Origin of the sequence: Nostoc sp., assembly GCF_036917095.1 — a bacterium.
Taxonomy (GTDB): Bacteria; Cyanobacteriota; Cyanobacteriia; order Cyanobacteriales; family Nostocaceae; genus Nostoc.
In genome coordinates this window covers 278,995-305,625 of the sequence record NZ_JBALFH010000020.1, presented here as the reverse complement: position 1 = coordinate 305,625, position 26,631 = coordinate 278,995, and the positions used below count along the sequence as shown (strand labels likewise).

Here is a 26,631-nt window from a genome sequence, read left to right as displayed (position 1 = left end):
CGCCTGTAGACCAATTCAGAAATTGTACTGTTTTACGTTCAACGCTGCGGATATTGTGTAAAGCAAAATTGCGATATAATGAGTTCTTGTAATCTTTTGTTGCAAAAGTATGAATTTGAGCCAAAATATTACATCAGAAATGGGGTTTAATGTATTAAAAGACAATTAAATTTTTGATTGGCGCTTAAGAAGAGAAAACCCCTAACTAAGGCTTTGTTCAATGGCTAATTACTTTAAGCCTTCAGGGAAAGGGCTGTGCGATAACGCAGATTTCCCACTACAATAAAACAGCTTTGTCAAAATTTAGTTGGATTCCATAGTTGTTGTTTATACCGGATTTCGTGTGAGAACCATTGGAGAAAGGTTTACGCACAACATTATCGGTGCAACTGCAAGTTTTTTGTTTTGGATTAAATATACATGACTTCTGCTGCTGAAATGCCAGCTAGCTCTGGCTCAACGTTAACATTACATTCAGATCCCAAAAACGCTCACGAAACCGATCCCCTGAGAAAGGCTAATGGTGTTTATGTGACGGTGCATGGTCATTTTTACCAACCGCCGAGGGAAAACCCTTATCTGGACGCAATTGAACGCCAACCGAGTGCTGCACCTTTCCATGACTGGAATGAGCGGATTCATTGGGAATGCTATCGGCCAAATGCCTTTGCCAGAGTCTTAAATGACCAAGGCGAAGTGGTGGGGATCGTCAATAATTATGAGTATTTCAGTTTTAATATCGGGCCAACGCTGATGTCGTGGCTAGAACGCTACGATGTGGAGGTTTATCAGCGCATTTTAGAGGCGGATGCCAAGAGTAGCCAACGCTTGCACGGTCACGGCAATGCGATCGCGCAAGTATACAATCACATCATCATGCCTCTGGCGAATGAACGCGACAAATATACCCAAATTCGCTGGGGTAAAGAAGACTTCCGCTCTCGCTTTGGCCGCGATCCCGAAGGCATGTGGTTAGCAGAAACGGCTGTAGACTACGCCACCCTAGAAGCTCTTGTTGCTGAGGGTATTCGCTTCATTGTCCTGGCACCGTCTCAAGCACTGCGTTGCCGTCCCCTCCCTACTCCAGATCGTTCCGATCCTGAATGGATCGAAGTCGGTGGTAGTCAGATTGATTCCACCCGTCCTTATCGTTGTTATTTGAAGCCCACACTAGATACTTCATCTTCACCTCTGAGTGCGATCGCTACTAGTCCCAACGATGGTAGTAAAGAAGAATTACCCTACATCGATATCTTCTTTTACGATGGCCCGATATCGCGGGATATGGGTTTTAGTGATGTCGTTTATAATTCCAGTCACTTTGCCGGACGTATTGGTTCGGCGGTGCGTGGGGATCATCGTCCAGCACAGTTAATCTCGGTGGCGACGGATGGGGAAACCTTCGGACACCACAAAAAGGGAACTGAGAAAACTTTAGCCTATGCCTTTACCAAAGAGTTTCCTCAACAGGGTTGGACGGTAACAAACTTTGCTCACTACCTCAGCTTAAATTCTCCCAGTTGGGAAGTGGAATTAAAGTCAGTCACAGCCTGGAGTTGCGCCCACGGTGTCGGCAGATGGGAGGATGACTGTGGTTGCGGTGGGGAAGGTGGTGTTTGGCATCAAAAATGGCGTCGTCCCTTGCGGGATGCCCTCAATTGGCTGCGGGATCAGCTAACTGAGGTGTATGCAGAACATGGTAGACAGTTATTTCGCGATCCCTGGCTAGCGCGAGATGAATATATCCAAGTAATGCGCGATCGCTCTGCTACCAATGTCAACCGCTTCCTCGCCCGTCATCAAACCCACAAACTAACCGCAGCCGAACAAGTAGACGCTTTGCGCTTGTTAGAAATGCAGCGTCACGCTTTGTTGATGTTCACTAGTTGCGGTTGGTTTTTTGAAGAAATTTCCCGTCCAGAGGGAACGCAAATTCTGCGCTACGCCGCCCGTGCTTTGGAATTGGCAGGGGATGTGGCTGGCGTGCAGTTGGAAAAAGGCTTCGTCAAACGTCTTGGTTTAGCCCCCAGTAATGTGGATCAGTTCAAACACGGTGCGGAAATTTATCGGCAACTCGTGTTAACTGCCCAACTTGGCTTTAAGCAAGTAGCAGCCCATTACGCCATTACTTCCCTATTTACCAGCCAGAAACCAGCTGAGGCGCACAATTCCCTACCGAGAAAAGATGCTGCTGACAAACAGTCTCAGCGTTACCACAAAAAGGTTTATTGCTACGCAGCCAATGAGCTAGATTACCAACTGCAACGGATGGGATCGCTAAGTCTGGCTGTGGGAAATTTAAAGCTAGTATCAGAGATTACTTGGGAAAGCGAGCATTTGGTATTTGCGGTTCTGCATTTGGGAGGCTGGGATTTCCACTGCTGCATTCAGCAATTTACTGGACGGCGTAACTACAGCCAATTAAAAGAAAAGCTGTTTGGGGCGCTAAAACAAGCTAGTGCGGCTCATACTATCTTGGCGATGACACAGCTATTTGGAGAAGAAGCTTTCAACTTACAGAATCTATTTGCTGAAGAACGTCATCGGATTATGGGGCTGCTGAGTCAGGAAACACTGACACGTTTGGGACAGCTGTATACCCAAGCCTACCGTGATAATTATGGTGTGCTGATGGCGTTTCATCGAGATGAAATAGCAGTACCGCAAGAATTGCAGGTTGCAGCAGATATTGCTTTAGGGCATCGTTGTCTGATGACATTACGATCGCTTGAGCAAGAGATTGCCGATCCCCAAAAGAGTTGGAACCACATCTTAGAATTGGAGGCGATCGCTACTGAAGCAAAACATCTGCGTTGTCGGCTGAATATTCCCGACGGGAAGCAAATGTTAGAACAGTTAATTGCGCGATCGCTCTGGCAATTATTGCACGATGCCAATGGTAGTTTTAATGCAGATATCAAGCTATTGGAACGATTGATTGATGTCGGGGATCAACTAAATATTAATGTTTCCCTACAGCGATCGCAGGAACTATACTTTAGTTGTCTGCACAGTCAGATAGCGCCGGTGTGTATTACTAGCGTTGGAAATGAAGGAGATAATCAGTGTCTTCAGTTGCTCAAGTTGGGCAAAAAGTTAGCCGTTGATGTCAGTGCGATCTCCAATCAGTTGGGATAGATGTAGAGGCGGACAGCCGTGTATTGGTGTCAACTTCAGCCATAATAAACAGTTTGTAGTGGGGACTTCAGTCCCCAAAGCTAGGACTAAAGTCCTTACTACGAACGAACGTTTTTTATTCAGCTTGATTTACCGGACGGGATACTATATCATCCATGTCCGGTAAATTTTGATATGTCATTCAACCTTGGGATTGCTTTTCTACGAGACGCCCCGCGAACGTTTCGCTCGCAATTGATTTGTGTTTAACAAGAAATGATATTACTTAACGTGAGAGCGATCGCAATGGTAGGGATAAAGCCACTCACACCTGAAGAGTCCGTGGGTATGTTTTTCAAAAAAGGTTCCTGCGTGGCGGCTACGTGATATATCGATCCCAGCTTTAGTTTTAACCTCATATAGCCAGGGAAAGGCTATTACTAAAACAGTCATGAAGGTGAAGAGGTAAAGAATTGTAGTTTTAATATTGGGGAATCTTCGGGAATTGCTATTGTGATTTTGAGGCATAGAAATTAGAAACGAATAGCCCACACCATTCTAGCCTAAAGGTAAAAATACCGCCGGAAGCGGGGATCGATAATTGTCTGTTTTCTGCTGATTATAGGCAAGACAGAGGGTTTGTAAATTGCTAATATCATGTTGACCGCCACCGGCAAAGAGAATGATATGGTCAATTCTGAAGTGAGTTTCTGTAGTAGTTTTACCGCAGCTTTCACATTGATATTTGTCACCTTAAAAAACATGTTTCTCGACTGGCGGCGGGATACGAATACGGGGAGTTTTGCTCATTTTCTTTCTAGTTGCTAAGAAATTCTCCTAAGCTTGGTACATCTACCCAACTTGCTTTTTGATGAGATTCATGGGATAAATCCATCAACAACTGAGAATAAATTCCTTCTCGCAACGATGGTGTAATTTCCTGATTGCGTTCAATTCCTTGTACCCATTGGTCTACTACGCGGATAAATGCAGAAATCCGCCCATCAGCATAATTTTTCGGAAAAATTAACCGATTTGGTATTTCTATTTCTGTTAGAGGTTTACCTGGCTGGGAACCCCAAACGCGAAAACCATGTATATAATCTTTTTGATTTTCACTACCCACAATTAATGTACCGCGATCGCCATATACTTCTATCCAATGAGTTCTTGATGCATGAACCACCGCACTGATAGAAAGTTGGCAAGGTGTACCATCTGCTAATTCCAGTGTTAATAAACAGTTGTCATCTGTATCTACTGGCTTAGATTCTCCACTAATAGGGTCAACTCGTGTAGGAATAGCAGTAGTTAAATGGGCGTTTAATCTCCGCACTGGCCCGAATAACCAGTGAATGTAATCGAAGGCGTGGGAACCTAAAGATCCTAACGCACCGCCTCCTTTTTTCTGATCGGAATACCAATTCCAAGGGCGTGAAGTATCAGCACGAGAAGAACCTAACCAATCTATTTTAATTAGGCGCAACTCACCCACATAGTTTTCTGACAATAATTCAGCAAACAACTGCCATGCTGGGACAAAGCGAAATTCAAAGTCTACAGTTGCAATAACACCTTTTGCTTTAGCTAACTGATAAAGTTCTTTAGCTTCAGATGCATTTAAGCTTGTCGGCTTTTCTAATAATAAATGTTTTCCAGCTTGCAGTACAGTTTTTGCCATTTCATAGTGCAAAAATGGCGGTGTCGAGATGCTGACTGCCTGCACTTCTGGTAATGCCACAATATCTGCAAGCGAGTCGGAGGCGTGGGGAATATTATGGGATTCTGCTATAGCTTTGGCTTTATTTATATCTCGGTGATAAACAGCAACTACCTCAGTTTGAGGATGTGCTTGGAATCCAGGAATGTGAACTTTTTGACCAAATCCGGTGCCTGCGATCGCAATCCCAATCATATCATCATTTCCTCCCATACTTATACAAGTTACTATTTACTTAAAAATACCATTTTATCTAATATATCCGAGTCTTTATAGCGAATAATTTTTCTGATTGCCTTATCTTTTCAAAATCCTTTTTCTCTAAAATTATTGGCTGAATATAGCAATTCTAAATCATTTGTAAAAATCCATCTTTCTTCTCTCTGCGTTCTTTGCGCCTCTGCGGTTAGTTAGAAAAAATCCTTTTTCACAAATCAGATGGAATTGCTATAGGCATTTGTGATTTCATCCTTCTTATCCTATAGCATTTAAGTTAAGCTTCATTACGCAAAAATGAAAGCCTGAAAAATTTTTCAGATAAAAATGCAACCTTCAAGATTTTACCACGATCGGATCTCCCAAAAGTAACGATGAACGTGGAAAATTTTAGTATTTACTGAAAATTGTCAGTGTTAAACAATAGAGTCCTAAGAATTTATCGGAGAACTCTAATTGTCCAAGGGTAACGGTAATGTTCGCCATTGTAAGCTTTGATAGCAGCAAAAGACACTACAAATGATTGTACTATTAGAATTAGCAAAATTAATGTCATTAATACAACGAGCAAACTATCTAGAGTAATTTTCACTTCATTGAACGAACTATTAGTAGCCAGTGCCAAGCTAAAACTAGTTAATACCAAAAGCAATGAAATGGCCATAACAACCAAGGTATATAATGTCCAAGTAATTTGAAAATTTAGTGATTCTTTTCCTTGGAAATCAATCCAGGGATATTGTGCTTTTTTAAATCGCCAAATCATGAGTGGAACCAAAAGATTTAGGGGTAAATATAAAGGTATGCCAATAAATACCAATAAAAACAATAATATCCACCCTAATAAAGCCGAGATATGACACAACATCGCCCATATACGCATTTGTTGTTTAGGTTTTTCTCTCATGGCTTTTTATGTGTAAGTGGATTTAAGAAATAATTCCCCACTGTAATTATCTATAAAAAAGCCAAACAAGAGCTTAAAATTTGAGTAATTCTCGGTCATAATTTTCGGGAAGAGGTTCTATTTCCCAGATTATGCCTTCTTTTGGCAGCAGCGCAACTTCTACGTAAAGTTGTTCTACAGCAGTTATATAGCGGTTATCGGCCCTTGTGAGGTACAAGAACCCCACCCCACCCCCCTAAGAGCAAGCAAGGAGGGTATGGTGATTTTATACAAGCAGAGAAAAACTAAAACTAGGTTTCAAAGCCTCTCTCCGCTTTGGGGAGAGGAATGGAAGCGGGGTAAAAAGCCATGCCACAAAACGATAAATCAAGATTTATGTATTTTTCTTTTTTCGGATGAAACTACTCTGCTAAGAGCAAACGAGGAGGGGGTTATGATGTACCTCATGTGATTAGGAAATACTATAAAGTGCCCAAAAATATTTAGAAGTTTCTTGTGGCGTGTGGTTTAGACAACTTTAGATGCTGCGGTGCAAATTTGATTTTGTGGCTCAACGACTGAAGGGTTCGCCAGCAAATTGCCCAAAAATTGAAAAGATTTCAATGATGCTTTGTCGAGGTGGTATAAAAAATTGGAAAATTCAAAATAAAGGGGTTATGCTGTCAGTTAGCTCGCGCAACCTCCCGTCCATTCTATCTTGTAAGCTTAATAACAACGGATTTTCAATATGCTAGTTCAAATAACCGTACTTGCGATCGCAATAATATTAGTGGGTACGGAAAATCGGCAGGCCCTTGCAGACTTGCAATCTTCTACTCAGGATATATCTGGTGGTATTGTGACACCGGAAGCTACGATTCAGATAGAGGGAGGGTATGCCAAATATGGTGATTATATCGGAGCCACTTCAGTCGATACCCAGACGATGGAATCTTCTCAGAAAGTTGTCAAAGATATCCAGATTCGTTTTATTAATGCAAAAGGTAAGTACCTCGATGACAAAGGTCAGCCGATTAAAGGGCGTACTCAGAAAAATTTTATCATTGGTCTGCTGAAACTCAAACCTGGTCAGATATTTCGTGAAGATTTACTTGAAACAGACTTGCAACGATTGAGGAGATTAGAGTCATTTAATCAAGTCAATGTTTACCGTGAAGAAGATGTTTCTAGCGTTAATATCATTTATGAAATCAAAGAGCGTGCCTTCCCTTCTCTAATCTTAGGAGGCGGTAATAACGATGATGTTGGGCTATATGGTCGAGTAGGTTATAAAGATGAAAATGTCAGCGGTCTTAACGATAAATTAAATACAACTGTACAAATAAGCGGTAAAGATGTCCAGTTTAATGGTCAATTCATTAGTCGTTATCGGCCAGCAGAACCAAACCGCTTAGGCTATAGCATTAGAGCTTTTCGTAGTCGAAATACATCGGGAACCTTCAACGATGATATCAGATTGTCTAACGGCGACAAAGTGCGAGAGGGAAGGTTTGGCGGTTCTGTGGGAGTTTTAGGAGTTTTTCATGACTGGGATACATCAGTAGCCCTCAACTATACCAGGATTAGCCTGCGCGATCGAGAATATAACGTTGTACAGGTCGATAGATTAGGGAGTCCTTTATCTGTCAGCGGTACTGGCATTGATGACCTATTTACAGTATCATTTGCCATATCCAGAGATCAACGCGATCGCAGAGACAATCCGACTCGAGGATCGATCCTCACCCTCAGCACAGAACAAGCGATTCCCATTGGACTGGGCAATATTTCCAGCAACCGTTTACAGGGAGACTATATTCAGTATTTACCAGTTAGTTGGATAGGTAATGGTAGACTAACTGACAACCCAGAAATGTTGGCGATTAATTTACAAATTGGCACAACTATAGGAGACTTTCCACCAGCTGATGCCTTTAATATTGGCGGGCAAGATTCTGTCAGAGGTTACGGTTATGGAAAAGTTGCCAGTGCTCGGAGTTATGGTTTAGCTTCCATAGAATATCGTTTCCCACTTTTCCAGTCAATCGGAGGAGTTCTCTTTACTGACTTCGGCTCAGATTTCGGGTCTAGCGGAACCGTTCTAGGAGAACCTGGAGTGCTGCGGGACAAACCTGGAAGTGGTTTTGGTTATGGCTTAGGATTGCGAGTCAAGTCACCCTTTGGGCTAATTCGAGGCGACTTAGGAATTAGCGACCAAGGAGAAGTTAGATTTGAAGTTACTACAGGTCAACGATTTTAATCCCAAAATTGATAATTAGTTCTTACTTCGCGTTCCTCTGCGTTTAAATCTTCTCTTCCCAATCCCTTCTGAACATGAAAAACTTGCAACTTGTAGAAAAAGGGTTTTCACACGTCCCGATTATAGTAGCGAATGATAATATAGGCGATCGCTGGGATAAAGCTAACGTTCATGATTTTCGCGGAACATACGGTGATTATGTGTTGAGTAAGGTGTCTAAGGTTTTTCCAGAATTGCAGCGATTGGTATTATAGGGTTTCAAGCCATTTCTTTTTTATCAGTCTCTTTCTGGTTAGGTTCCTGGATGTCAAATGCGCGAAAGGGTAGGTGTACAATTTCCCCAACGGAAAAAAAGTGCTTCTATCCCAATTCCAGCAAGCATTTGACGCCACTACTCGCCCAATTGTCATCCGCGCAATCTCTGAAACGCTTACAAAAATTGCCTTTCAGCTTTTAAACTTTCCCGACACTCTTCCCAAACAAATTCTCTAATGCTATGATTGCTCTTGAATCGCGCAACCGCACCTTGAAAACTAAATACAGCTTGGGTTTGCGGCTCCCGCTATTGCAATTCATCAAAATCCCTATTAGGGATTGAAACTGATGGAGTACGGTTCGTAGCTAGCGCACAAATCTTGGAATTGCAATTCATCAAAATCCCTATTAGGGATTGAAACTTAGTGACCCATTACCTGTAAGCAGAATTCTACAAAATTGCAATTCATCAAAATCCCTATTAGGGATTGAAACATGGCGTTTATGTGTTGCTCTCTCCTGTAAATACAAATTGCAATTCATCAAAATCCCTATTAGGGATTGAAACTGGACAGTGTGTAGCGTTCATTGTGGTAATAGCTCGTACTGATTGCAATTCATCAAAATCCCTATTAGGGATTGAAACAAGAATTGCGCCAAGTACCAATGCAATAACTGAAATTGCAATTCATCAAAATCCCTATTAGGGATTGAAACATCAGTAAGTAAATCAAAAAGCATTATAAGGTGAATTGCAATTCATCAAAATCCCTATTAGGGATTGAAACAGGAGTCTGAGGAAGTATTGAAGTTAAAAGATTAGCAGATTGCAATTCATCAAAATCCCTATTAGGGATTGAAACGCCAAAATCAAAGCTCTGCCAATGCCAATTTTTTGATTGCAATTCATCAAAATCCCTATTAGGGATTGAAACATAAAAATATTAATCATACTGTGATTTATACACATTGCAATTCATCAAAATCCCTATTAGGGATTGAAACCCCCATGACATCTTGAGCGATCGCTTCAGACCCGGCATTGCAATTCATCAAAATCCCTATTAGGGATTGAAACTGGAAAAATGCCCAACGCATTGCTGATATGCTTCCCGTATTGCAATTCATCAAAATCCCTATTAGGGATTGAAACGGGAGATTTTTGTTGTAGGTAGTTAGTCGTGAAATTGCAATTCATCAAAATCCCTATTAGGGATTGAAACCACCTTTGGGGCCGGGTTCGCCGGGGGGGCCAGGATTGCAATTCATCAAAATCCCTATTAGGAATTGAAACGGAAGCTCAAAGCAGCGTTGCTCTAATCGGCTCATTTGAATTGCAATTCATCAAAATCCCTATTAGGGATTGAAACTAATTGGTTTGTAGATGACAAATTAGGGTTAATCAAGGGCACATTGCAATTCATCAAAATCCCTATTAGGGATTGAAACTTCTGGTGGCAGATTATACAGAAGGCGAGAAAGACCATTGCAATTGATCAAAATCCCTATTAGGCATTGAAACATACTCCCAGACTTCTCAAAGAAGCCGGGGATCTGGACACCGCGCATTTTTACAAATCAAATAGGATTACTATACCAGCAGATAGCTTGCTTGTTAAGCTTATCCGTGGTTTGATTTAAATACGTTATCTATATCGACTTGTCGTAGTTTGCTGATAAATCAATTACCTGAATGAACTTGTCAACCACAAAGTAAATATAAAACTTTCCATGCCTATTCAAACTATTGGTATTCTAAGTCCAGGTGATATGGGACAGGCGATCGCAGCTGTTCTCAATCAAAATGGATTGAAAACTATTGCTGCTCTAGACGATCGCAGCGAGCGAACTCGGCAATTAGCAGCCGCAGCCAACATCCAAGATGTGGGTTCCCTCACACAACTAGTTATTGAATCTGATGTAATCTTATCAGTTCTAGTCCCCGCAGCCGCCACCGAAGCAGCGAATCTTGTAGCTGAGGCCATCGGCAATGTTGGTAAACCCATTCTCTACGTTGACTGCAATGCGATCGCACCTCAAAAAGTCATAAATATCGCTCAAATTATAGAATCAGTTGGGGGAACATTCGTAGATGCATCAATTATTGGCCCACCACCGCGAGTTCCCAATCGCACCCGCATTTATACTTCCGGAAAACAGGCCAGTCAACTCCAACAACTGCGAGATCGTGGCTTGGATGTGCGGGTGATTGGTGATGAAATTGGTCAGGCTTCCGGTTTGAAAATGACCTATGCAGCCCTAACAAAAGGGCTTACAGCAATCGGCACAGAACTATTAATAGCAGCCCATCGTTTAGGCTTGGATAAGCAATTATGGGATGAAGTTTCTAATAGCCAAGAGGAACTTGCTAGCATATTAACCCGTTCAATTCCATCGATGACACCGAAAGCGCATCGTTGGATAGGAGAAATGGAAGAGATTGCTGAAACCTTTAAAGAGTTAGGTCTGACTGAGCGCATTTTTTACGGCGCAGCCGACGTTTACCGCTTGGTGAAAGAAACCTCCTTGGGTAAGGAAACACCAGAAGAACGCGATCGCGATCGCTCTTTAGATGAAATCATTACAATCCTCTCCAATGAAGCAATATCTGGCACCTAATCTTGAGTAATTCTTTTATAGATAGGACTTACGCAAGAACTCTTTGAAACTCTTATTTCTCCGTGCCCTCTGCGTCCTCTGCGGTTCCATTTTCCGTTACCTGTGCGTAAGTCCTGATAGATAGGGTAAAAAGCAAGAATTTATGACTCAAGAGCAATGGACTGCGGTCGATCGTTACTTTACCGATCTACTTGTGCCGACCGACCCCGCGCTGGATGCGGCACTCCAGAGCAGCGCCGCAGCCGGACTGCCACCGCACAACGTTTCGCCAAACCAGGGAAAACTGCTGCTGCTATTGGCGCAAATCCAAAGGGCGCGAAGCATCCTGGAGATTGGCACGCTGGGCGGCTACAGTACTATCTGGTTGGCGCGAGCGCTACCCAGCGACGGCCGTCTGATTACGCTGGAGGCTGACCCAAAGCACGCCGAAGTCGCCCGCGCTAACATTGCCCACGCTGGTCTTTCCGACATTGTTGACCTGCGCCTCGGACAGGCACTCACTACGCTGCCACAGATTGCCGCCGAGGGTCATATATTTGACCTAATCTTCATTGACGCCGACAAGCCAAACAATCCAGATTACTTCGCGTGGGCGCTCAAGCTTTCCCGTCGCGGCAGTACGATCGTCGCCGATAATGTCGTGCGTAACGGAGCGGTGATTGATCCCAGCAGCAGCGATCCTAGCGTTCAGGGGGTGCGCCGCTTCAACCAATTACTTGCCTCTGAGCCGCGCGTTAGCGCCACGGCAATCCAGACAGTGGGCAGCAAAGGGTACGACGGTTTTGCGATCGCGATCGTCACCGCTGACCAATAAGGCATTGAGCCAAGAAGCATGAATTTATTGCTGAATTTTTGCGATCGCTCTTTAACCCAAAATAGCAAGAGATTGTTATTTGGTCAGTCTTGGGAACGATTTTGAGGGAACAGGTAAGCGATCGCAGCATAACCCGAAATACTGACTAAACTAACCAAAAAAGCAGCTAGAACAAAAGTAGACATAATGTTATACTCTATGCAATTCCAAAATCTTGGCATCCATCGAAAAACAAAGACTTTGGATACTTTCAAATTAGCAATTGGGTATGACACAGCCGTGACTACCTTGTGTCAATTCCTTATCTCAAGCCAAAGGCAGAAAAAACCGAAACGTACTGCCAACTCCCAATTCGCTTTCTACCTGAATCTTACCGCCTTGTAGTTCAATCAAACGATGGGAAATAGTTAAGCCAATACCAGTGCCTCCCGAATGGCGATCGCGCGATTGGTCGGCTCGCCAGAAGCGCTCAAACACATGGGGCAGATTTTCTGGAGCGATACCAATACCTGTATCCATAACCTCAATCCAGAGAAGAGAAGCTTCAGTCCCAACAGCAATAGTAATTGAACCTTCGTTAGTGTAACGCACTGCATTACCTAGCAGATTAACCAACACCTGTTCCGTGCGGTCAATATCTGCCAATACAAGAGGTAGCACAGATGGACATTGCAAGAGCAAAACTGGCCCATCTTCCAACAATTGGTCGGTGAATTTCTCCACTAATGACTCTAACAACGGACGCAGATTTACCCGTTGGATATTAATTGGTAGATAACCAGCTTCTGCCTTAGACAGTTCTTGTAAATCGTTCACCAACCGCTCTAAGCGCCTAGTTTCTCTAGCTAACCGACGATAAATCTCAGGAGACGCTTCAATTTCCCCATCAGCCAGTTCTTCTAAGTAACCGCGCACCACTGTTAACGGTGTTCGTAGTTCATGGGTCATATCTCCAATCACTTCTCGCCGCCGCGCTTCTACTCCTTCCAAACTGGCTGCCATCCGGTTGAAACTAGCACCCAGTCCATTAAGTTCTGGAATGTCAGACACAGGTAGTCGCGCATCCATCTGACCAGCAGCAAATTTTTGGGTGATTTGTTCCATCTCGGTCAACCGCTGCATAATCCGTCTGGACACCCAGTAACTTAATCCTCCGGCTGCGGTGGTACCAACTAAAACTGACCAAATAGTGCTTCGCTGCCAAGCAAGTTCAAATCCTGTAACCAATTCAGTTCGGACATCGATTAAGTCGAACCCCTGATTTTCTAACCGCTCCAGATGCAAGACAAACAAGCGCGGGGAAGAGATTTTGCTGATGCTCACCAAGCTAGCTACCCCCACGATCATTACTACTAAGTGGGAGAAAAATAGGCGTGTTCTCAGCCCCATCTTCATAAGATTTACGCTACCAGAGGATCTTCAAATTTATAGCCAACCCCAACAACAGTTTTAATAAAAGTAGGATTTGCCGAATCAGGCTCAATCTTTTTTCGCAACCGAGCTACATGAGTATCTACCACTCGTTCGTCGCCAAAAAAGTTATCTCCCCAAAGTTTATCAATTAGTTGAGTGCGGTTCCAAACTCGACCAGGATTGCTGACAAAGGTAGTTAGCAAGTTGAATTCTAGGGTAGTTAAGTCCAAAATTTCAACTTCTTTGGAATCCATCTGACGACTGGCGGTGCGCTGGTCTACATCGACGATAAAGTGTTGGGTACGATTGACTTGGTGTTGTCCTCCTTGGCGGAGGCTACGCCGCAATAGCGCCCGCACCCTAGCTACCAACTCTCTAGGGCTAAATGGTTTAACCATGTAATCATCAGCGCCAGTAGACAAACCAATGACGCGATCGATTTCCTCACCCTTAGCCGTGAGCATTAAAATGTAAGGATCTTTTACACCTGGTTTCTGGCGAATTCTGGCACAAACTTCTAGCCCATCCAAACCAGGAATCATTAAATCTAGAATGATTAAATCGGGTGGTTGCTCCTGAAACATCCGCAAAGCATTCATGCCATCGCGGCTAGTGCGACAAAAAAATCCTTCTTTTTCTAAAGATAGTTCGATTAAATGAGCAATTTCTGGTTCATCTTCAACTATTAAAATATCCATTCAATTAAGACCGAGCAAAATACGCAGATGGGATTGGGGACGAGTATGGATGGGGATTCAAACCCCACCCAACCTGATAAACCTTCTACAGGCTTGCAATAGCTCAGTATAGATTTCGATAGATTTGAAATAGGGTTTTACAGGTTTGAATTTGACGGCGTGCGATAACTATAGCCAAGATGAGAATCTTTTTGAATGTGTGCTTTAATACTATCGAGGTCAATGAAGCAATCAGCAACATCAATCAAGCTTTCACTAGTGCTGGTTTGCAAACTCACCACTTCCACCCGAACCCCCATTCTGCTGACAGCATTCACAGCATAAGCTAGATCCCCATCCCCACTGACTAAAACCGCAGTATCATAATAAGGAGCTAAAGTTATCATGTCTACAGCAATTTCTACGTTCAAATTTGATTTTTTGAAATTCTCTGCTGCCAGAACAAGCTCTTTTGCTACTACTCGATAGCCATTACGACGCATCCACAATAAAAAGCCCTGTTGCTTTTCATTGCTGATATCAACCCCAGTATAGAAGAAAGCACGCAAAAGCCTTGAACCGTTAGTTAAACGACAAAGCAATTTAACGTAGTCAATTTCTATGCCGAGTTGTAAAGCTGTATGAAATAGGCTTAAGCCATCAATAAAAATAGCAACTCGACCACGATTGAAGTTATTCAAACTCGAACTATCAGGTGCAGTATCTTGCATCTTCTTAGTATCTTTACCTTTGACAGCAGTATCGCTCAAATTTTGCCCTTGCCATTGTGGTTTAGCTTTGAGTACTTTAGGTTCTTTAAATTCATTTCTTTGTTTGCTAAAATTAGTTATAATCATTGATACCTCTGATTTTAAAGCTGTAAAGAGTTTTGGGTAAATTCTGTATACTATAGTCTGTGCTGATTTATAACCCTAGCAGGTAATGGTCTTGAGTCACTACATACAGATAAACTTAACTAGTGTTCAAGAGGATTCAAAGTAGACAGCCGAAGAGTTTTTCACTGTTGTCAGGGTTGGTTTGACGAGATGTTACCACTGCCCACAGATATGTTAATCTTTACCCACCGAGACAGCAAGAGTTTGGAGAAAATAAATCTTTCTGTAAGGGTAGGGGCAAGAATCCGCGAACGTCATCTATCTATATTTTATTTTACCTCTGTATTTTTATAACTTTACAGTCAGAAAGTTGAGATTTACCACAGGCTAAGGACGCTAAAATCCTAACAGAGTTAGAAGCATTAATAATCTAGTATGCAATAGCTCCTCAAAAGGCAAGTTTTTGTAAAACAATTAGGTAATCTTTAATACAACTTTTCTAAAAGTTTATCTAAATCAGGGAGTGCTAAACGGAGAATAGTCAGAAAGCATTGACGAAAATACAAGATTCCCGACTTTTTTAAATTAAAAAAGTCGGGAATCTAAGTCTTAGTCTTTAGCTAAGTTAGTGTTGGATGTGTAGTAAACCTTACTACCAGTATCAGGGACAAAATGGCAGTTGATACATGAATTCCATACTGACTTCCAAATCGGTTCTTCCGATTTGTGGAAATACTCACCCATCACTGGTTTGATTGCCTCAGTTGCCTTCAGCAAATTGTAGTGAGGGATATTAAGGAATATATGGTGAGCAACGTGAGTACCGATATCATGATGGATATGATTGATCAAACCATAATTACGATCGATGCTAGAAATTGCGCCTTTCAAGAAAGTCCAATCTTCTCCACGATACCAGGGAAGTTCTGGCTCAGTGTGGTGCAGAAATGTCACCAAATCTAGCCAAACTATGAACACAAGGTAGGGCACAGCGTAATATTTCAGCAACCACATCCAACCCCATTGGTAGGTGAGGAAACCTAGCAAACCTACCATGCCAATCAAAAGCACAGTGCTAGTGATAACATCCCATTTTTCCGATGCTTTGAAAAGCGAACTGCCGGGCAAAAAATGGGAGCCTTCTTTATTAGGAGAACGCTTAAACAAATACACAGGATAAGCCAAGAGAAAAACATAATATCTGCCTATCTTTTGGGCTAAAGGCATCTCCTTGTATTGTGATTCTGTCACAGGATACCAGCTTTCATCGTTATCGATATTGCCAGTATTTTTGTGATGGGTTCTATGGCTGATCCGCCAACCATGATAAGGAACAAGTATTGGTGTGTGAGAAAGATGTCCAATCAAATCATTGAGCCATTTTTGCTTAGAAAAAGATTGGTGTCCGCAGTCATGTCCGACTACAAACAAAGCCCAAAACATCGTTCCTTGCATTAGCCAGAAAATCGGAAAGAAAAGCCAAGAATCCAGGTAATTAGCTACTGCATAAAGCAGACCGATAATCAGGATGTCACGAAAGAAGTAAAAAAGTGATTTTGTCACATTGGGCTGAAAACATTCAGCAGGAATTGCAGCTTTTAAATCCCCAAGTGTGAAAGGTAATTTAGTCGTATCCTCAGAGGTTTCACTGCTAAGAGGATTGTTGAAACTGATGATATTTGATTGCACTGGATTCTTTTGTTGGATATAAATCGGAACTTTATTTGAGATAAAATTATCTCCTTTCTAGGATGCCCACGATCCTAGCGATCGCTAACACATAAGAAGATAATTTCTGGCAATTTATCTAAAATTTTAATCAGTAAACAATTGCCAGATTCTATTTAAACACAGCATGATAAACGCTCTCGTTGGTTCAAGAGCGTGAGTGCGATCGCAGTGCTATTTATTCTTCTGCGTAATGTTCGTTGAAAGTCTTATAGCCTACATCAGTTGTGTATAGTTGACACTGGTCTGTAATCTGCTTCATTAAAGACCAAGAAAACTGACACTCATCATGCAAATAAGGCTCCCAATTTTCTTTGATGCTGCTGTAAGCTAGCCGCAAATTATAAGAGGGAATCGCAGTGGAAATATGATGAGGGACATGAACATTGATATCGTGGCACAGGGTTTCTACCCAACGCGGATAATCGCAATGAATAGTGCCAGCTAGCTGTGCTAGAGCTTCGTTCCACTTGTTCGCTGTCGCAAAAGGAACATCTGCGGCAGTATGGTGAACAATAGTAAAAGTACTCATCCAAAAATGGTAAATCATCCAGGGCACTAGCCAAAATTTGACAAATCCCCAGATGCCAGTTGTGGCGATGAGAAGTGGAAAAGCGATCGCCGCAAACACAACTACTACAGCCACAGAAAGCTTAATACTCGATTGGTCTTTAGTTTTGAAGTTCCGCCAATCAAAATGCACCACAGCCCAATGTCCAATGGAACCTACCCACCAGAGGCGTTTACGCATGAACAGTTCAAAAGCAGACTGCCGGGTTTTATCCCAATCTTCAAACACTTCTGGTCTGATTGGATGCCAAGCATTGTCCTCATCCAGTTTGTTGGTATGAGTATGGTGATAATTATGCTTAATCCGCCAACTGTGAAACGGGTAAATTAACGGCATCATGAAGAAGTGCCCCACCAAATCATTTACCCAACGACGTTTGGCAAAAGACCTGTGTCCACAATCATGGCCAATTACAAAAAAACCTGTTAAAGCAGTGCCCGTAAAAATCCAAGCTAGGGGCAAAAGAAACCAAGGAGTAACGATCAGGCTGTAATAGCCCAAGGCAACCGCCAAGACACTAAGCAGTACTTGTGTCCAAGCTTTGCGACGGTTCTGTTGAAAACATTCCCGTGGCAGGGTTTTGACAATATCTTTGAGCCGGAAGTCGGAATTAGCAGGCTCGTCACTTAATTTCTGGCTATTAATTATTGATGTAGTCATGGACACCTAAAAAACAACAGACTCCTCCACCAAGTCACTAAAAAAGTGGCTTGCCGCAAAACTTCTTAATATTAGCGCTTCGGATTATAGCAATCTAACCGACACAAGCGCACCAGTAAATAGCTTTTTGAAAAGTTAGGAGTTAGAAGTGATGAGTTATGAGTTAAAAACGTTACACATCCTAATTCCTGTAGAGACGCGATTAATGAGCCAGCGCGTTGCGGTGAGGGGGTCGCAGTCTTGGCGGTTCCCGTCGATTGCGAACCCCCGAACCCGAAGGGGGGTTCCCACGCCACTTGCTCCACTTGGGGAAACCCCAAGACCGCAGTGGCTCCCCGTTGTAGCGACTGGCGTCGCGTCTCTACCTCTAACTAGCTTTTGTTGGGGCCAACTTTACATTAGTAGCCAGACCAAGTGCTTGTAGCAATTGAACAGTCATCCAAGTTAAATCGATTTCCCACCATTCCAGCCCATGACGAGCTGAGTATTGAAAAGCATGATGGTTATTATGCCAGCCTTCACCGAAAACTAGTACGGCTACCCACCAGCAATTAGTCGAGCGATCGCCAGAATCATAGCTCCGATAGCCAAATTTATGAGTAGCGCTGTTCACCAACCAAGTGCAGTGGTAAACCCAGACAATGCGAACAAAAATTCCCCAGATAACAAAGGGCCAGCCACCCAGAAGCAAAAGCAATACACCCAGAGCAACCTGGATTAAAATGAAATATTTTTCTAAAAACTGATAAACTGGGTCTTCGGCAATGTCTTTGGTGAAACGAGGAACATCAGCGTGAGCGGGACAATAGTGAATCAGCCAATCCATGTGGCTCCACCAGAAGCCTTTATTAGAATCATGGGGATCGGCGTCAGTATCCGAGTGTAAATGATGGATACGATGTGTCCCTATCCACTCAATTGGGCCTCCTTGACAGGAGAGTGTCCCGAAGAAAACCAGGAGATACTCTAGCCACTTGGGAGTTTGAAAACTGCGGTGGGTGACAAGGCGATGAAATCCCAGAGTAACGCCTAAACCACCAGTTACCCAGTACAGCAAGAAACCCACACCAACTGCTGTCCAGCTAAAGTTACCAGGAACAAAGGCAAATAAAGCGCCGATGTGCAGTCCAATGAAAAACAGGGTGTTAACCCAGTTAATTTGAGGTTTTGTTGAGGTAGCAATTGTCATGCAGTAACCTGAATTTGAATTTTCCAGCCTTGTCTGCGCGATCTAAAAATCCGCATATCTATAATTTAATTTTTTTTGAACGAGGAACTGAATGAACAGCTTAGAACAGCTGCGGCAAGCAGAACAGGCACTATTAGAAATTTTTTCTGGAATTGACACTCAGGTCAAGCATAATCTAAAACGAGTGCTGGATGCTTTTCGTAATCACCGTGTAGGCGCACACCACTTTGCTGGTGTGAGTGGCTATGGTCACGATGATTTAGGACGAGAAACTTTAGATAAAGTTTTTGCCGAAGTTATGGGTGCTGAAGCAGCGGCCGTGCGGGTGCAGTTCGTTTCAGGAACTCATGCGATCGCCTGTGCTTTGTTTGGTGTTCTCCGTCCTGGAGATGAAATGTTAGCAGTGGTCGGTTCTCCTTACGATACGCTTGAAGAAGTCATTGGTTTACGAGGTAAAGGTCAAGGCTCCCTTATCGATTTTGGCATAAATTACCGCCAATTGGAGCTAACCCCAGAAGGAACTATAGATTGGCAAGCTTTAAGCACTAATGTGGCTGAAAACACTCGTTTAGTGTTAATTCAGCGTTCTTGTGGCTATTCTTGGCGTCCTAGTTTATCAATTGCCGATATTGAAAAAATCGTTCACTTAGTCAAACAGCAAAACCCAAACACCGTTTGCTTTGTGGATAACTGCTACGGTGAATTTATTGAAACTAGGGAACCTACAGCCGTAGGTGCTGACTTAATGGCAGGGTCATTGATTAAAAATCCTGGTGGTACAATTGTCAGCGCTGGCGGTTATGTTGCTGGTCGCGCCGACTTAGTGGAAGCATCCGCCTGTCGCCTCACTGCTCCTGGTATCGGTAGTTATGGCGGTGCTACTTTTGACCAAAATCGCTTGCTGTTTCAAGGTTTATTTCTAGCGCCGCAGATGGTAGGAGAGGCGATGAAAGGGACTTATCTTACTGGTTATGTATTTGACAAATTAGGTTATCCAGTGAATCCTGCTCCCCTTGCTCGCCGTGGTGATGTAATTCAGGCAATCAAACTCGGTTCTGCCGAAAAGCTAATTGCTTTCTGTAAAGCCATACAACAGCATTCTCCCATTGGTTCCTACTTAGACCCTATTCCAGATGAAATGCCGGGGTATGAGAGCCAGGTAGTCATGGCTGGCGGGACATTTATTGAAGGGAGTACTTTGGAATTATCAGCAGATGGGCCTTTGCGTGAGCCGTATGTGGTTTATTGCCAGGGGGGCACTCATTGGACTCATGTAGCGATCGCCTTGGAGGCTGCGATCGATGTAATTGGAAGTGCTGATATCAAATTCTAGCACATATTCCGCAGCGCATCAGGTTTCTTGAGAAATTAGTGAAGTGCGATGCCTACGGCTGGCTACGCCTACGCATTTGCTATTTTGGCGAACGCATTTGCTATTTTGGCGAACGCATTTGCTATTTCGGCGAACGCATTTGTTATTTCAGCGAACGCATTTGCTATTTCGGCGAACGCATTTGTTATTTCAGCGAACGCATTTGCTATTTCGGCGAACGCATTTGCTATTTCGGCGAACGCATTTGCTATTTCGGCGAACGCATTTGCTATTTCGGCGAACGCATTTGTTATTTCGGCGAACGCATTTGCTATTTCAGCGATCGCATTTGTTATTTCGGCGAACGCATTTGCTATTTCGGCGATCGCATTTGTTATTTCGGCGAACGCTCTGGTTTTGTGTAGCCTCTTATTACTAGGAAACTAATCAAATGCTTTATCTTCATCAGCCTCTAGTCAGATAAAAAAAATGCTTTTAAATAAGTATTCCGACTAGGGCTTTTTTCTTTATAGTTCTGTCTAGAAATGGATTTCAGAAAGCCTTGGCTTCTTTTGAGAAAGATATAGTCAAAAGGCAGTAGTTTACTGTATAGCTTTACTAGGCTAGATAACTAGTCAAAGTAAAAAGGGGAACAACACTCTTGTTCCCCTACAAACCCTCCATACTACATGCCATTGAAAGCGGCTAAAAGTTTTTAGCGATACCTTCGGTGAGCTTCGCTAACGCAAAACTCAGATAACTGCAAATCAGTTTTCGTCTCGCCCGTGAACTTGAGCGGGTGGACTGGTTGCTTCAACAGCAGTAAATGCTTCTAAAATTTTATAGGTGTGGCTAGCTCCTTTTGGTACTACCCAAGAACTCCCAGGCTCTAGTAAAACCGTTTGCCCTTCAATATGCAATTCTGCACGACCAGTGATTACATAACCAACAGTTTCATATTCTCGCGCTGTTGGCTCTTTAGGTTCGTTTGGTTCCTCATTCTCCCATAGGCGCATGGAAATGGTTTTGCCAGATGCAAGATATTTCTGACCAAGTTCACCTTTAGGGGAATTGCTAGAGTCTACTTTGATAACGGTTGTATCAGACATATTTTTTACCTTTTTTAGTTTTAAACTTTGATTGTTTTGCCAGTGCGAGCTGCTTGGTAAATTAGTTGCATCAGCCTGACATCTTGTAAACCTTCTTCACCAGGGGTTTTGGGCTGTTTATTCGCCATGATGGACTCGGATAGATGATCCATCTCTAGGGCGAATTGGTTCTTTTCCTGAATATTCTGTTCTTCGTTGCTGTTTTTGCGTTTGATTGTCAGGCGATGTTGGTAGTAGTCGGTAGCTGGGTCTAACTCTAAAGCTGCATCTGAACCAAAAACTTGGATGCGCTTGGTATCTGCGTAACCGTAGCTGGAGGTACAATTGGCAAGCACACCACTAGGAAAACGCAAAACGAAGTTGACATTTTCCTCAACTTCCCGAAAGCGGGGGTCGCCAGGGGTGCTGTACATCATGGCGCTAATTTCTTGTGGTTCCTCGCCTGTGATGTATCTAGCAGCGTTCAAGCTGTAGATGCCGATGTCATAAAGGGAACCGCCGCCAGCTAGTTTTTTTTGTGCCCGCCAACGATCTGCCGGATCTTTGGGGTCGAGGTTGCGTCCGTGGTCAGAGGTTATAGTTTTTAGTTTACCGAGTTTGCCGCTTTGTGCCAGTTCGATCGCAGCGAGGTTATACGGTTCATATTGAGCGCGGTAAGCAATCATCAATTTGCGATCGCCTTTTTTGGCAGCATCAATCATTGCTTGGCATTCCTCGACAGTAATAGCCATCGGCTTTTCGCACATGATATGCTTGCCAGCTTGGGCACCACGAATGCTGTATTCGGCGTGTAACCCATTAGGTAAGATGATATAAATAACATCAACCTCCGGGTTATTGCGGATAGTATCGTAGTTCTGGTAATTGTAGATATTTTTTGAGTTAACCCCGTATTCCTGGGCTATGCCTTCAGCTTTAGCGCGATCGCCACTGACTAACGCTACCAACTTTGAACGCTTACATTCACCAAACGACGGAATAATCTGTTGCGTAGCAAATTTTCCCAAGCCAACAACAGCCCATCCTAATTTTTTTTCAGGAGGCATAGATGGTTCTTTGCCTGCTGCTGGCCCAGCTTGGGCTAAGGTACGATTAGGTTTGAAAATAGTACCTGCTACCCCAAAAGTACTGAGTGCAATTAACCCAAAACCTGCTTTGTGTAATATAGTACGACGCGTAAATTCTGATTTTAATAAATCAAACATGGAAGGTTAGGTATTGGGGCATTGGGCATTGGTAAGAGGCAGAGGGGCAGGGTGAAGGTTACAGAGCGCAAAGAAGGTAATTTTGTATTCTCCCCCTTGCCCCCTGCTTCTTCTCCATTACCTACTACGGTTTGAGTACCACTTTGATGCAGTTATCTTTCTTGTGCTTAAAAATTTCGTAGCCGTGGGGCGCTTGTTCTAGAGGTAAAGTATGGGTGATGATAAATGTTGGATCGATGTCACCGTTTTGGATGTGTTCTAGTAAAGGTTTTAGATACTTATGGACGTTAGTTTGTCCCATTTTGAAGGTCAATCCCTTGTTCATGGCAGCACCCATCGGGATTTTATCTAAAAAGCCACCGTACACACCCGCAATGGATACGTGACCACCTTTAGCAGCAGATACTATTACTTGCCGTAATGCTGTCGGCCGATCTGTTTCGAGACGTACTGCTTGCTTTACCTGGTCATACATCGCCATAAAATCTGTGCCGTGTGCCTCCATTCCCACTGCATCAATGCAAGCATCGGGGCCACGACCGCCAGTCATTTCTTTGAGTGCTTCGCCAATATTCACTTCTTCGTAGTTGAGAACTTCAGCTTTGCCGTATTCTTTAGCCATTTGCAGCCGTTCGGGAACGCGGTCAAAGGCGATTACCCGTTCTGCACCTAGCATATATGCACTTCTGATGGCGAATTGTCCGACTGGGCCACAACCCCAAACAGCGACAATATCACCGGGTTTGATGTTGCAGTTCTCGGCTGCCATGTAGCCAGTGGGAAAAATATCTGTTAAAAATAGTACTTGCTCATCCGTTAAACCATCAGGGATTTTAAACAAGCCTACATCGGCAAATGGGACTCGTGCATACTCTGCTTGACCGCCAGCGTAACCGCCGAATAAATGAGAGTAGCCAAATAGACCTGCTGGTGAATGACCCATTTGCTTTTCTACCAACCAAGCATTGGGGTTAGAATTGTCGCACAACGACCATAAATCCCGATTGCAGAAAAAGCAACTACCACAAGATATAGTGAAGGGAACAACGACGCGATCGCCTACGTTGACATTTTTAACTGCACTTCCAAGTTCTACGACTTCCCCCATGAATTCATGACCAAGGATATCGCCCTTTTGCATGGTGGGAATGTAGCCGTCATAAATATGCAAATCTGAACCACATATTGCCGTAGAAGTAATTTTAACAATGGCATCACGTGGGTTAATAATTTTGGGGTCGGGAACTGTATCAACCCGCACATCGTTTGCTCCATGCCAGCAAACTGCTTTCATAATTATTTAGTCCTTAGTTTATGATTTTTGGCTTGTTAATATCAAGACCAATACTCTATTTACCTGATTTTGAGATGCGATAATTATCGCATCTCAGTAATTGCTCAAAACTTATTCAACAATGGATGAGTCAAAATTTTAGACTCAGAAATTGCTACGAATCTAGTGGTCTGTTCCATTAGTAATGTCCAGGTTTGTAGTGAGCGATTTATCGCTCAAATCAAGGACTAAAGTCCTTACTACGAACTTTTATAACCATTCAGAATTAATGAAACAGACCACTAGCTTCTATCTCTTAGTTATTTGTTGCTAGAAGGAGTTCGGTAATAACCTTCTTTAGTTTCAGTTAATGGCTGAACTTTGTCTCCAACTGTATTTTTTGTAGACTTCAGAAACTCTTTTGTAGCTCGAGGAGTTTCTTCATCTAAGTTTAGCTTTTCGCGGATATTCTCAGCAGCTTGTTTTAATGGATTTTGGCTATTTGTTGTTTGGGTATCGTTTCTGATTTCACCTTGTCCGTCTGGTACTCCTTTATAATAAGTGCCCTCTGGAGTTGTAACATCAGCTTGTGCTACATTAATGTCACTAAAAGCCTGACCTAGTAAGAACATAAATCCTACCAGGAAAACTACAATAATCTGAGAAATGCGAATATTCCGCAACCAAGAAGTTAATCGATTCATAAAAGACCTCAATTCTATTATGTAAGGTGTACAAATCCAAACCTTAAATGACAAATAGTCATTTAGGGTTTAAGAACAACTTTGATACAGTTATCCTTTTTTTGTTGAAAGATATGGTAGGCGTGGGGTGCTTGTTCTAGAGGTAATTGATGGGTGACAACAAAGGATGGATCGAGTTTTCCATCCAAAATCATCTGCAATAACAAATGCATATATTTTTGTCCATGCATTTGTCCCATCCTAAAAGTTAACCCCTTGTTGAAGGCTGCACCAAATGGCATTTTGTCTACAAAACCACCATAAACACCCATAATTGAAAGAGTCCCGCCTTTACGACAGGCGACCATCATTTCCCGCAGAACGTGGGGACGGTCGGTTTCCAATCTGAGCTTTTGTTTTGTTTGGTCGTAGAAGTCTTCTAAACCAACGCCGTGTGCTTCTAAACCAACGGCATCGATGCAAGCATCGGGGCCACGCCCACCAGTCATCTCTTTCAACGCTTCGCCAGCATTAACTTCTTCGTAGTTAATCACTTCTGCTTTGGCAAACTTTTTCGCCATTTCCAGGCGTTCGGGAAAGCGATCTATACCGATCACTTTTTCGGCTCCCATCATGTAGGCGCTAATCATGGCAAACTGTCCAACAGCACCGCAACCCCAAACGGCTACAGTATCACCCGGTTGAATATCGCATAATTCTGCGCCCATATAACCGGTGGGGATAGCGTCGGAGATGAATAATAACATCTCATCCGGCAAGTCTGGCGGAACTTTGACGACACCCACATCAGCAAAGGGTACACGGATATATTCTGCTTGTGCGCCTGCATACCCACCCAACATGTGGGAGTAACCATAAATGGCTGAGGTGATATTGCCAAACAATTTTTCTTGAATCCAACCGTTGGGATTGGAGTTATCGCACAATGACCACATATCACCTTGGCAATAATGGCAATTACCACAGCCAATTGTGGAAGGAACAACAACGCGATCGCCTATTTTTAAATTGTTGACTCCTCTGCCAACTTCCACGACTTCCCCCATGAATTCGTGACCAATAATGTCACCCTGTTGCACTGTGGGAATATAGCCGCCATATATATGTAGATCGGAGCCACAAATCGCCGTGGAAGTAATTTTAATAATTGCATCGCGCGGGTTGAGAATTGTCGGATCTGGTACCGACTGTACCCGCACATCATTAGCACCGTTCCAGCAAACTGCTTTCATAGTTGTTAGTCATTGGTCATTGGTCATTGGTCATTGGTCATTAGTCATTGGTCATTAGTTATTCGCTGTAGGCAAAAGACCAGTGAGAAAGGACAAATAACTAGCTGCGTCCAGAAGTTTGACCTTCGGTTGTAGCGATTTCGCCGGCTTCCATTAGCATTTTGAAGCGGCGCAATTCATCACCAATTTGCTGTTCTGGTTCTTCACCAAAAAGTTTAGCTACCGTAGCTGCCAACGCTCCACCGGGGGGGTTATACTCCAAAACAACCTTGACTTCCGTGCCGCGATCGCCTGGTGCTTTTTTGAAGCGGACAAAACCAGAATTATCAACGTCTGCACCTTCCACAGAAGCCCAAGAAATAAACTCATTTTCCCGGTCTTCGAGAATATCTGCATCCCATTCCACGCTGTTACCCAAGGGTGCATTGGCAACCCAATGAGAACGTTTTTCGTTATACACCTTGACAGATTTGAGATGCTTCATAAATGTGGGCAGATTCTCAAAGTTGTGCCAAAAGCGATACAATTCTTCTGCCGATTTATTAATTGTTACCGTCTTTTCAACTTTGATGGCTTGGTTTAGACCTATTGCTTCCTGTGCTTTCTGGATTGTGCTTTGCTTGGTTGCACCTTGATAGAGCAAACCGCCTCCAGCTAAAGCCGTCAGCGCTCCCCGCAATGAACCTTGCCTTAAACCCATCAGCACCATAGCACCGCCACCAATCAGAGATGCCCAACGCTCTACTTCACTCGCTTCAGTCTGGCTTGTATTTAGTTTATCGCCTGGTGTTGAAGTCACTTTTTTATATCTCCATCAATTCTGCGATCTCTCAGT

The 26,631-nt window shown here is 43.2% G+C and carries 23 protein-coding genes, 1 pseudogene and 1 CRISPR repeat array; of the genes and pseudogenes, 7 read left to right on the top strand and 17 right to left on the bottom strand.

Annotated features, from left to right (window positions below; all coding sequences use genetic code 11):
* Nucleotides 1-420 precede the first annotated feature (420 nt).
* Nucleotides 421-3,138, top strand: coding sequence for a DUF3536 domain-containing protein (locus V7L01_RS09400; RefSeq protein WP_335034000.1), 2,718 nt, complete (start codon nucleotides 421-423; stop codon nucleotides 3,136-3,138).
* Between the two features lie 261 nt (nucleotides 3,139-3,399).
* Here the strand turns inward: V7L01_RS09400 and V7L01_RS09395 are convergent, their stop codons facing one another.
* From V7L01_RS09395 to V7L01_RS09375, 5 genes and pseudogenes are all read right to left on the bottom strand, one after another.
* Complete coding sequence (locus V7L01_RS09395; protein WP_335033998.1) at nucleotides 3,400-3,645, bottom strand: hypothetical protein; 246 nt, start codon at nucleotides 3,643-3,645, stop codon at nucleotides 3,400-3,402.
* Nucleotides 3,646-3,680: 35 nt separating this feature from the next.
* Nucleotides 3,681-3,927 (bottom strand): annotated as a pseudogene (locus tag V7L01_RS09390) (HNH endonuclease).
* A 7-nt stretch (nucleotides 3,928-3,934) separates the two neighbouring features.
* A complete protein-coding gene (locus V7L01_RS09385; RefSeq protein ID WP_335034184.1) occupies nucleotides 3,935-5,032 on the bottom strand; it encodes a Gfo/Idh/MocA family protein in 1,098 nt (365 codons plus the stop codon).
* A 460-nt stretch (nucleotides 5,033-5,492) separates the two neighbouring features.
* Nucleotides 5,493-5,960: a DUF4870 domain-containing protein gene (locus V7L01_RS09380; RefSeq protein ID WP_335033996.1), complete on the bottom strand. Its 468-nt coding sequence runs from the start codon at nucleotides 5,958-5,960 to the stop codon at nucleotides 5,493-5,495.
* A 73-nt stretch (nucleotides 5,961-6,033) separates the two neighbouring features.
* Complete coding sequence (locus V7L01_RS09375) at nucleotides 6,034-6,177, bottom strand: hypothetical protein (protein ID WP_335034189.1); 144 nt, start codon at nucleotides 6,175-6,177, stop codon at nucleotides 6,034-6,036.
* A 510-nt stretch (nucleotides 6,178-6,687) separates the two neighbouring features.
* Between V7L01_RS09375 and V7L01_RS09370 the strand changes: the two genes are divergently transcribed.
* From V7L01_RS09370 to V7L01_RS09355, 4 genes are all read left to right on the top strand, one after another.
* Nucleotides 6,688-8,199 carry a BamA/TamA family outer membrane protein gene (locus tag V7L01_RS09370; protein WP_335033995.1) on the top strand — a complete coding sequence of 504 codons (1,512 nt, stop codon included), beginning with the start codon at nucleotides 6,688-6,690 and terminating at the stop codon, nucleotides 8,197-8,199.
* Nucleotides 8,200-8,273: 74 nt separating this feature from the next.
* Nucleotides 8,274-8,453, top strand: coding sequence for a hypothetical protein (locus tag V7L01_RS09365; RefSeq protein ID WP_335033993.1), 180 nt, complete (start codon nucleotides 8,274-8,276; stop codon nucleotides 8,451-8,453).
* A 310-nt stretch (nucleotides 8,454-8,763) separates the two neighbouring features.
* Nucleotides 8,764-9,976: a CRISPR direct-repeat array (repeat unit 37 nt; unit sequence ATTGCAATTCATCAAAATCCCTATTAGGGATTGAAAC).
* Nucleotides 9,977-10,185: 209 nt separating this feature from the next.
* A complete protein-coding gene (locus tag V7L01_RS09360; RefSeq protein WP_335033992.1) occupies nucleotides 10,186-11,073 on the top strand; it encodes an NAD(P)-dependent oxidoreductase in 888 nt (295 codons plus the stop codon).
* A 142-nt stretch (nucleotides 11,074-11,215) separates the two neighbouring features.
* On the top strand, nucleotides 11,216-11,887 hold the full coding sequence (locus V7L01_RS09355; RefSeq protein ID WP_335033990.1) for an O-methyltransferase: 672 nt from the start codon (nucleotides 11,216-11,218) through the stop codon (nucleotides 11,885-11,887).
* Nucleotides 11,888-12,193: 306 nt separating this feature from the next.
* Here the strand turns inward: V7L01_RS09355 and V7L01_RS09350 are convergent, their stop codons facing one another.
* The 6 genes from V7L01_RS09350 to V7L01_RS09325 all read right to left on the bottom strand — a co-directional run bounded on the left by V7L01_RS09350 (nucleotide 12,194) and on the right by V7L01_RS09325 (nucleotide 18,961).
* The gene (locus tag V7L01_RS09350) at nucleotides 12,194-13,282 is read right to left on the bottom strand and encodes a sensor histidine kinase (protein ID WP_335033988.1); all 1,089 of its coding nucleotides are present in this window, start codon (nucleotides 13,280-13,282) and stop codon (nucleotides 12,194-12,196) included.
* Nucleotides 13,283-13,287: 5 nt separating this feature from the next.
* Nucleotides 13,288-13,998: a response regulator transcription factor gene (locus V7L01_RS09345; RefSeq protein ID WP_335033986.1), complete on the bottom strand. Its 711-nt coding sequence runs from the start codon at nucleotides 13,996-13,998 to the stop codon at nucleotides 13,288-13,290.
* A gap of 137 nt (nucleotides 13,999-14,135) precedes the next feature.
* On the bottom strand, nucleotides 14,136-14,834 hold the full coding sequence (locus tag V7L01_RS09340; protein ID WP_335033984.1) for a LabA-like NYN domain-containing protein: 699 nt from the start codon (nucleotides 14,832-14,834) through the stop codon (nucleotides 14,136-14,138).
* A 588-nt stretch (nucleotides 14,835-15,422) separates the two neighbouring features.
* Entirely contained in the window at nucleotides 15,423-16,502 is a 1,080-nt protein-coding gene (locus V7L01_RS09335) for a fatty acid desaturase (RefSeq protein ID WP_335033982.1), read from the bottom strand.
* Between the two features lie 217 nt (nucleotides 16,503-16,719).
* Nucleotides 16,720-17,772: a fatty acid desaturase gene (locus tag V7L01_RS09330; RefSeq protein WP_335033980.1), complete on the bottom strand. Its 1,053-nt coding sequence runs from the start codon at nucleotides 17,770-17,772 to the stop codon at nucleotides 16,720-16,722.
* A 367-nt stretch (nucleotides 17,773-18,139) separates the two neighbouring features.
* Nucleotides 18,140-18,961, bottom strand: coding sequence for an acyl-CoA desaturase (locus V7L01_RS09325; protein ID WP_335033978.1), 822 nt, complete (start codon nucleotides 18,959-18,961; stop codon nucleotides 18,140-18,142).
* Between the two features lie 91 nt (nucleotides 18,962-19,052).
* Here V7L01_RS09325 and V7L01_RS09320 point away from each other — a divergent pair, with 91 nt between their 5' ends.
* Nucleotides 19,053-20,294, top strand: a complete 1,242-nt coding sequence (locus tag V7L01_RS09320) for a methionine gamma-lyase family protein (protein WP_335033976.1) — start codon at nucleotides 19,053-19,055, stop codon at nucleotides 20,292-20,294.
* Between the two features lie 38 nt (nucleotides 20,295-20,332).
* Nucleotides 20,333-20,698: a hypothetical protein gene (locus V7L01_RS09315; protein ID WP_335033974.1), complete on the top strand. Its 366-nt coding sequence runs from the start codon at nucleotides 20,333-20,335 to the stop codon at nucleotides 20,696-20,698.
* Nucleotides 20,699-21,040: 342 nt separating this feature from the next.
* Here V7L01_RS09315 and V7L01_RS09310 read toward each other — a convergent pair whose 3' ends face one another.
* The 6 genes from V7L01_RS09310 to V7L01_RS09285 all read right to left on the bottom strand — a co-directional run bounded on the left by V7L01_RS09310 (nucleotide 21,041) and on the right by V7L01_RS09285 (nucleotide 26,595).
* A complete protein-coding gene (locus V7L01_RS09310) occupies nucleotides 21,041-21,382 on the bottom strand; it encodes a cupin domain-containing protein (RefSeq protein WP_335033972.1) in 342 nt (113 codons plus the stop codon).
* A 20-nt stretch (nucleotides 21,383-21,402) separates the two neighbouring features.
* Nucleotides 21,403-22,587, bottom strand: coding sequence for a Gfo/Idh/MocA family protein (locus V7L01_RS09305; RefSeq protein ID WP_335033971.1), 1,185 nt, complete (start codon nucleotides 22,585-22,587; stop codon nucleotides 21,403-21,405).
* Between the two features lie 124 nt (nucleotides 22,588-22,711).
* Nucleotides 22,712-23,881 carry a zinc-dependent alcohol dehydrogenase gene (locus V7L01_RS09300; RefSeq protein WP_335033969.1) on the bottom strand — a complete coding sequence of 390 codons (1,170 nt, stop codon included), beginning with the start codon at nucleotides 23,879-23,881 and terminating at the stop codon, nucleotides 22,712-22,714.
* A 299-nt stretch (nucleotides 23,882-24,180) separates the two neighbouring features.
* A complete protein-coding gene (locus V7L01_RS09295; protein ID WP_335033967.1) occupies nucleotides 24,181-24,564 on the bottom strand; it encodes a hypothetical protein in 384 nt (127 codons plus the stop codon).
* A gap of 62 nt (nucleotides 24,565-24,626) precedes the next feature.
* The gene (locus V7L01_RS09290) at nucleotides 24,627-25,796 is read right to left on the bottom strand and encodes a zinc-dependent alcohol dehydrogenase (protein WP_335033965.1); all 1,170 of its coding nucleotides are present in this window, start codon (nucleotides 25,794-25,796) and stop codon (nucleotides 24,627-24,629) included.
* A 100-nt stretch (nucleotides 25,797-25,896) separates the two neighbouring features.
* Nucleotides 25,897-26,595, bottom strand: a complete 699-nt coding sequence (locus V7L01_RS09285) for an SRPBCC family protein (protein ID WP_335033963.1) — start codon at nucleotides 26,593-26,595, stop codon at nucleotides 25,897-25,899.
* Nucleotides 26,596-26,631: the final 36 nt, after the last annotated feature.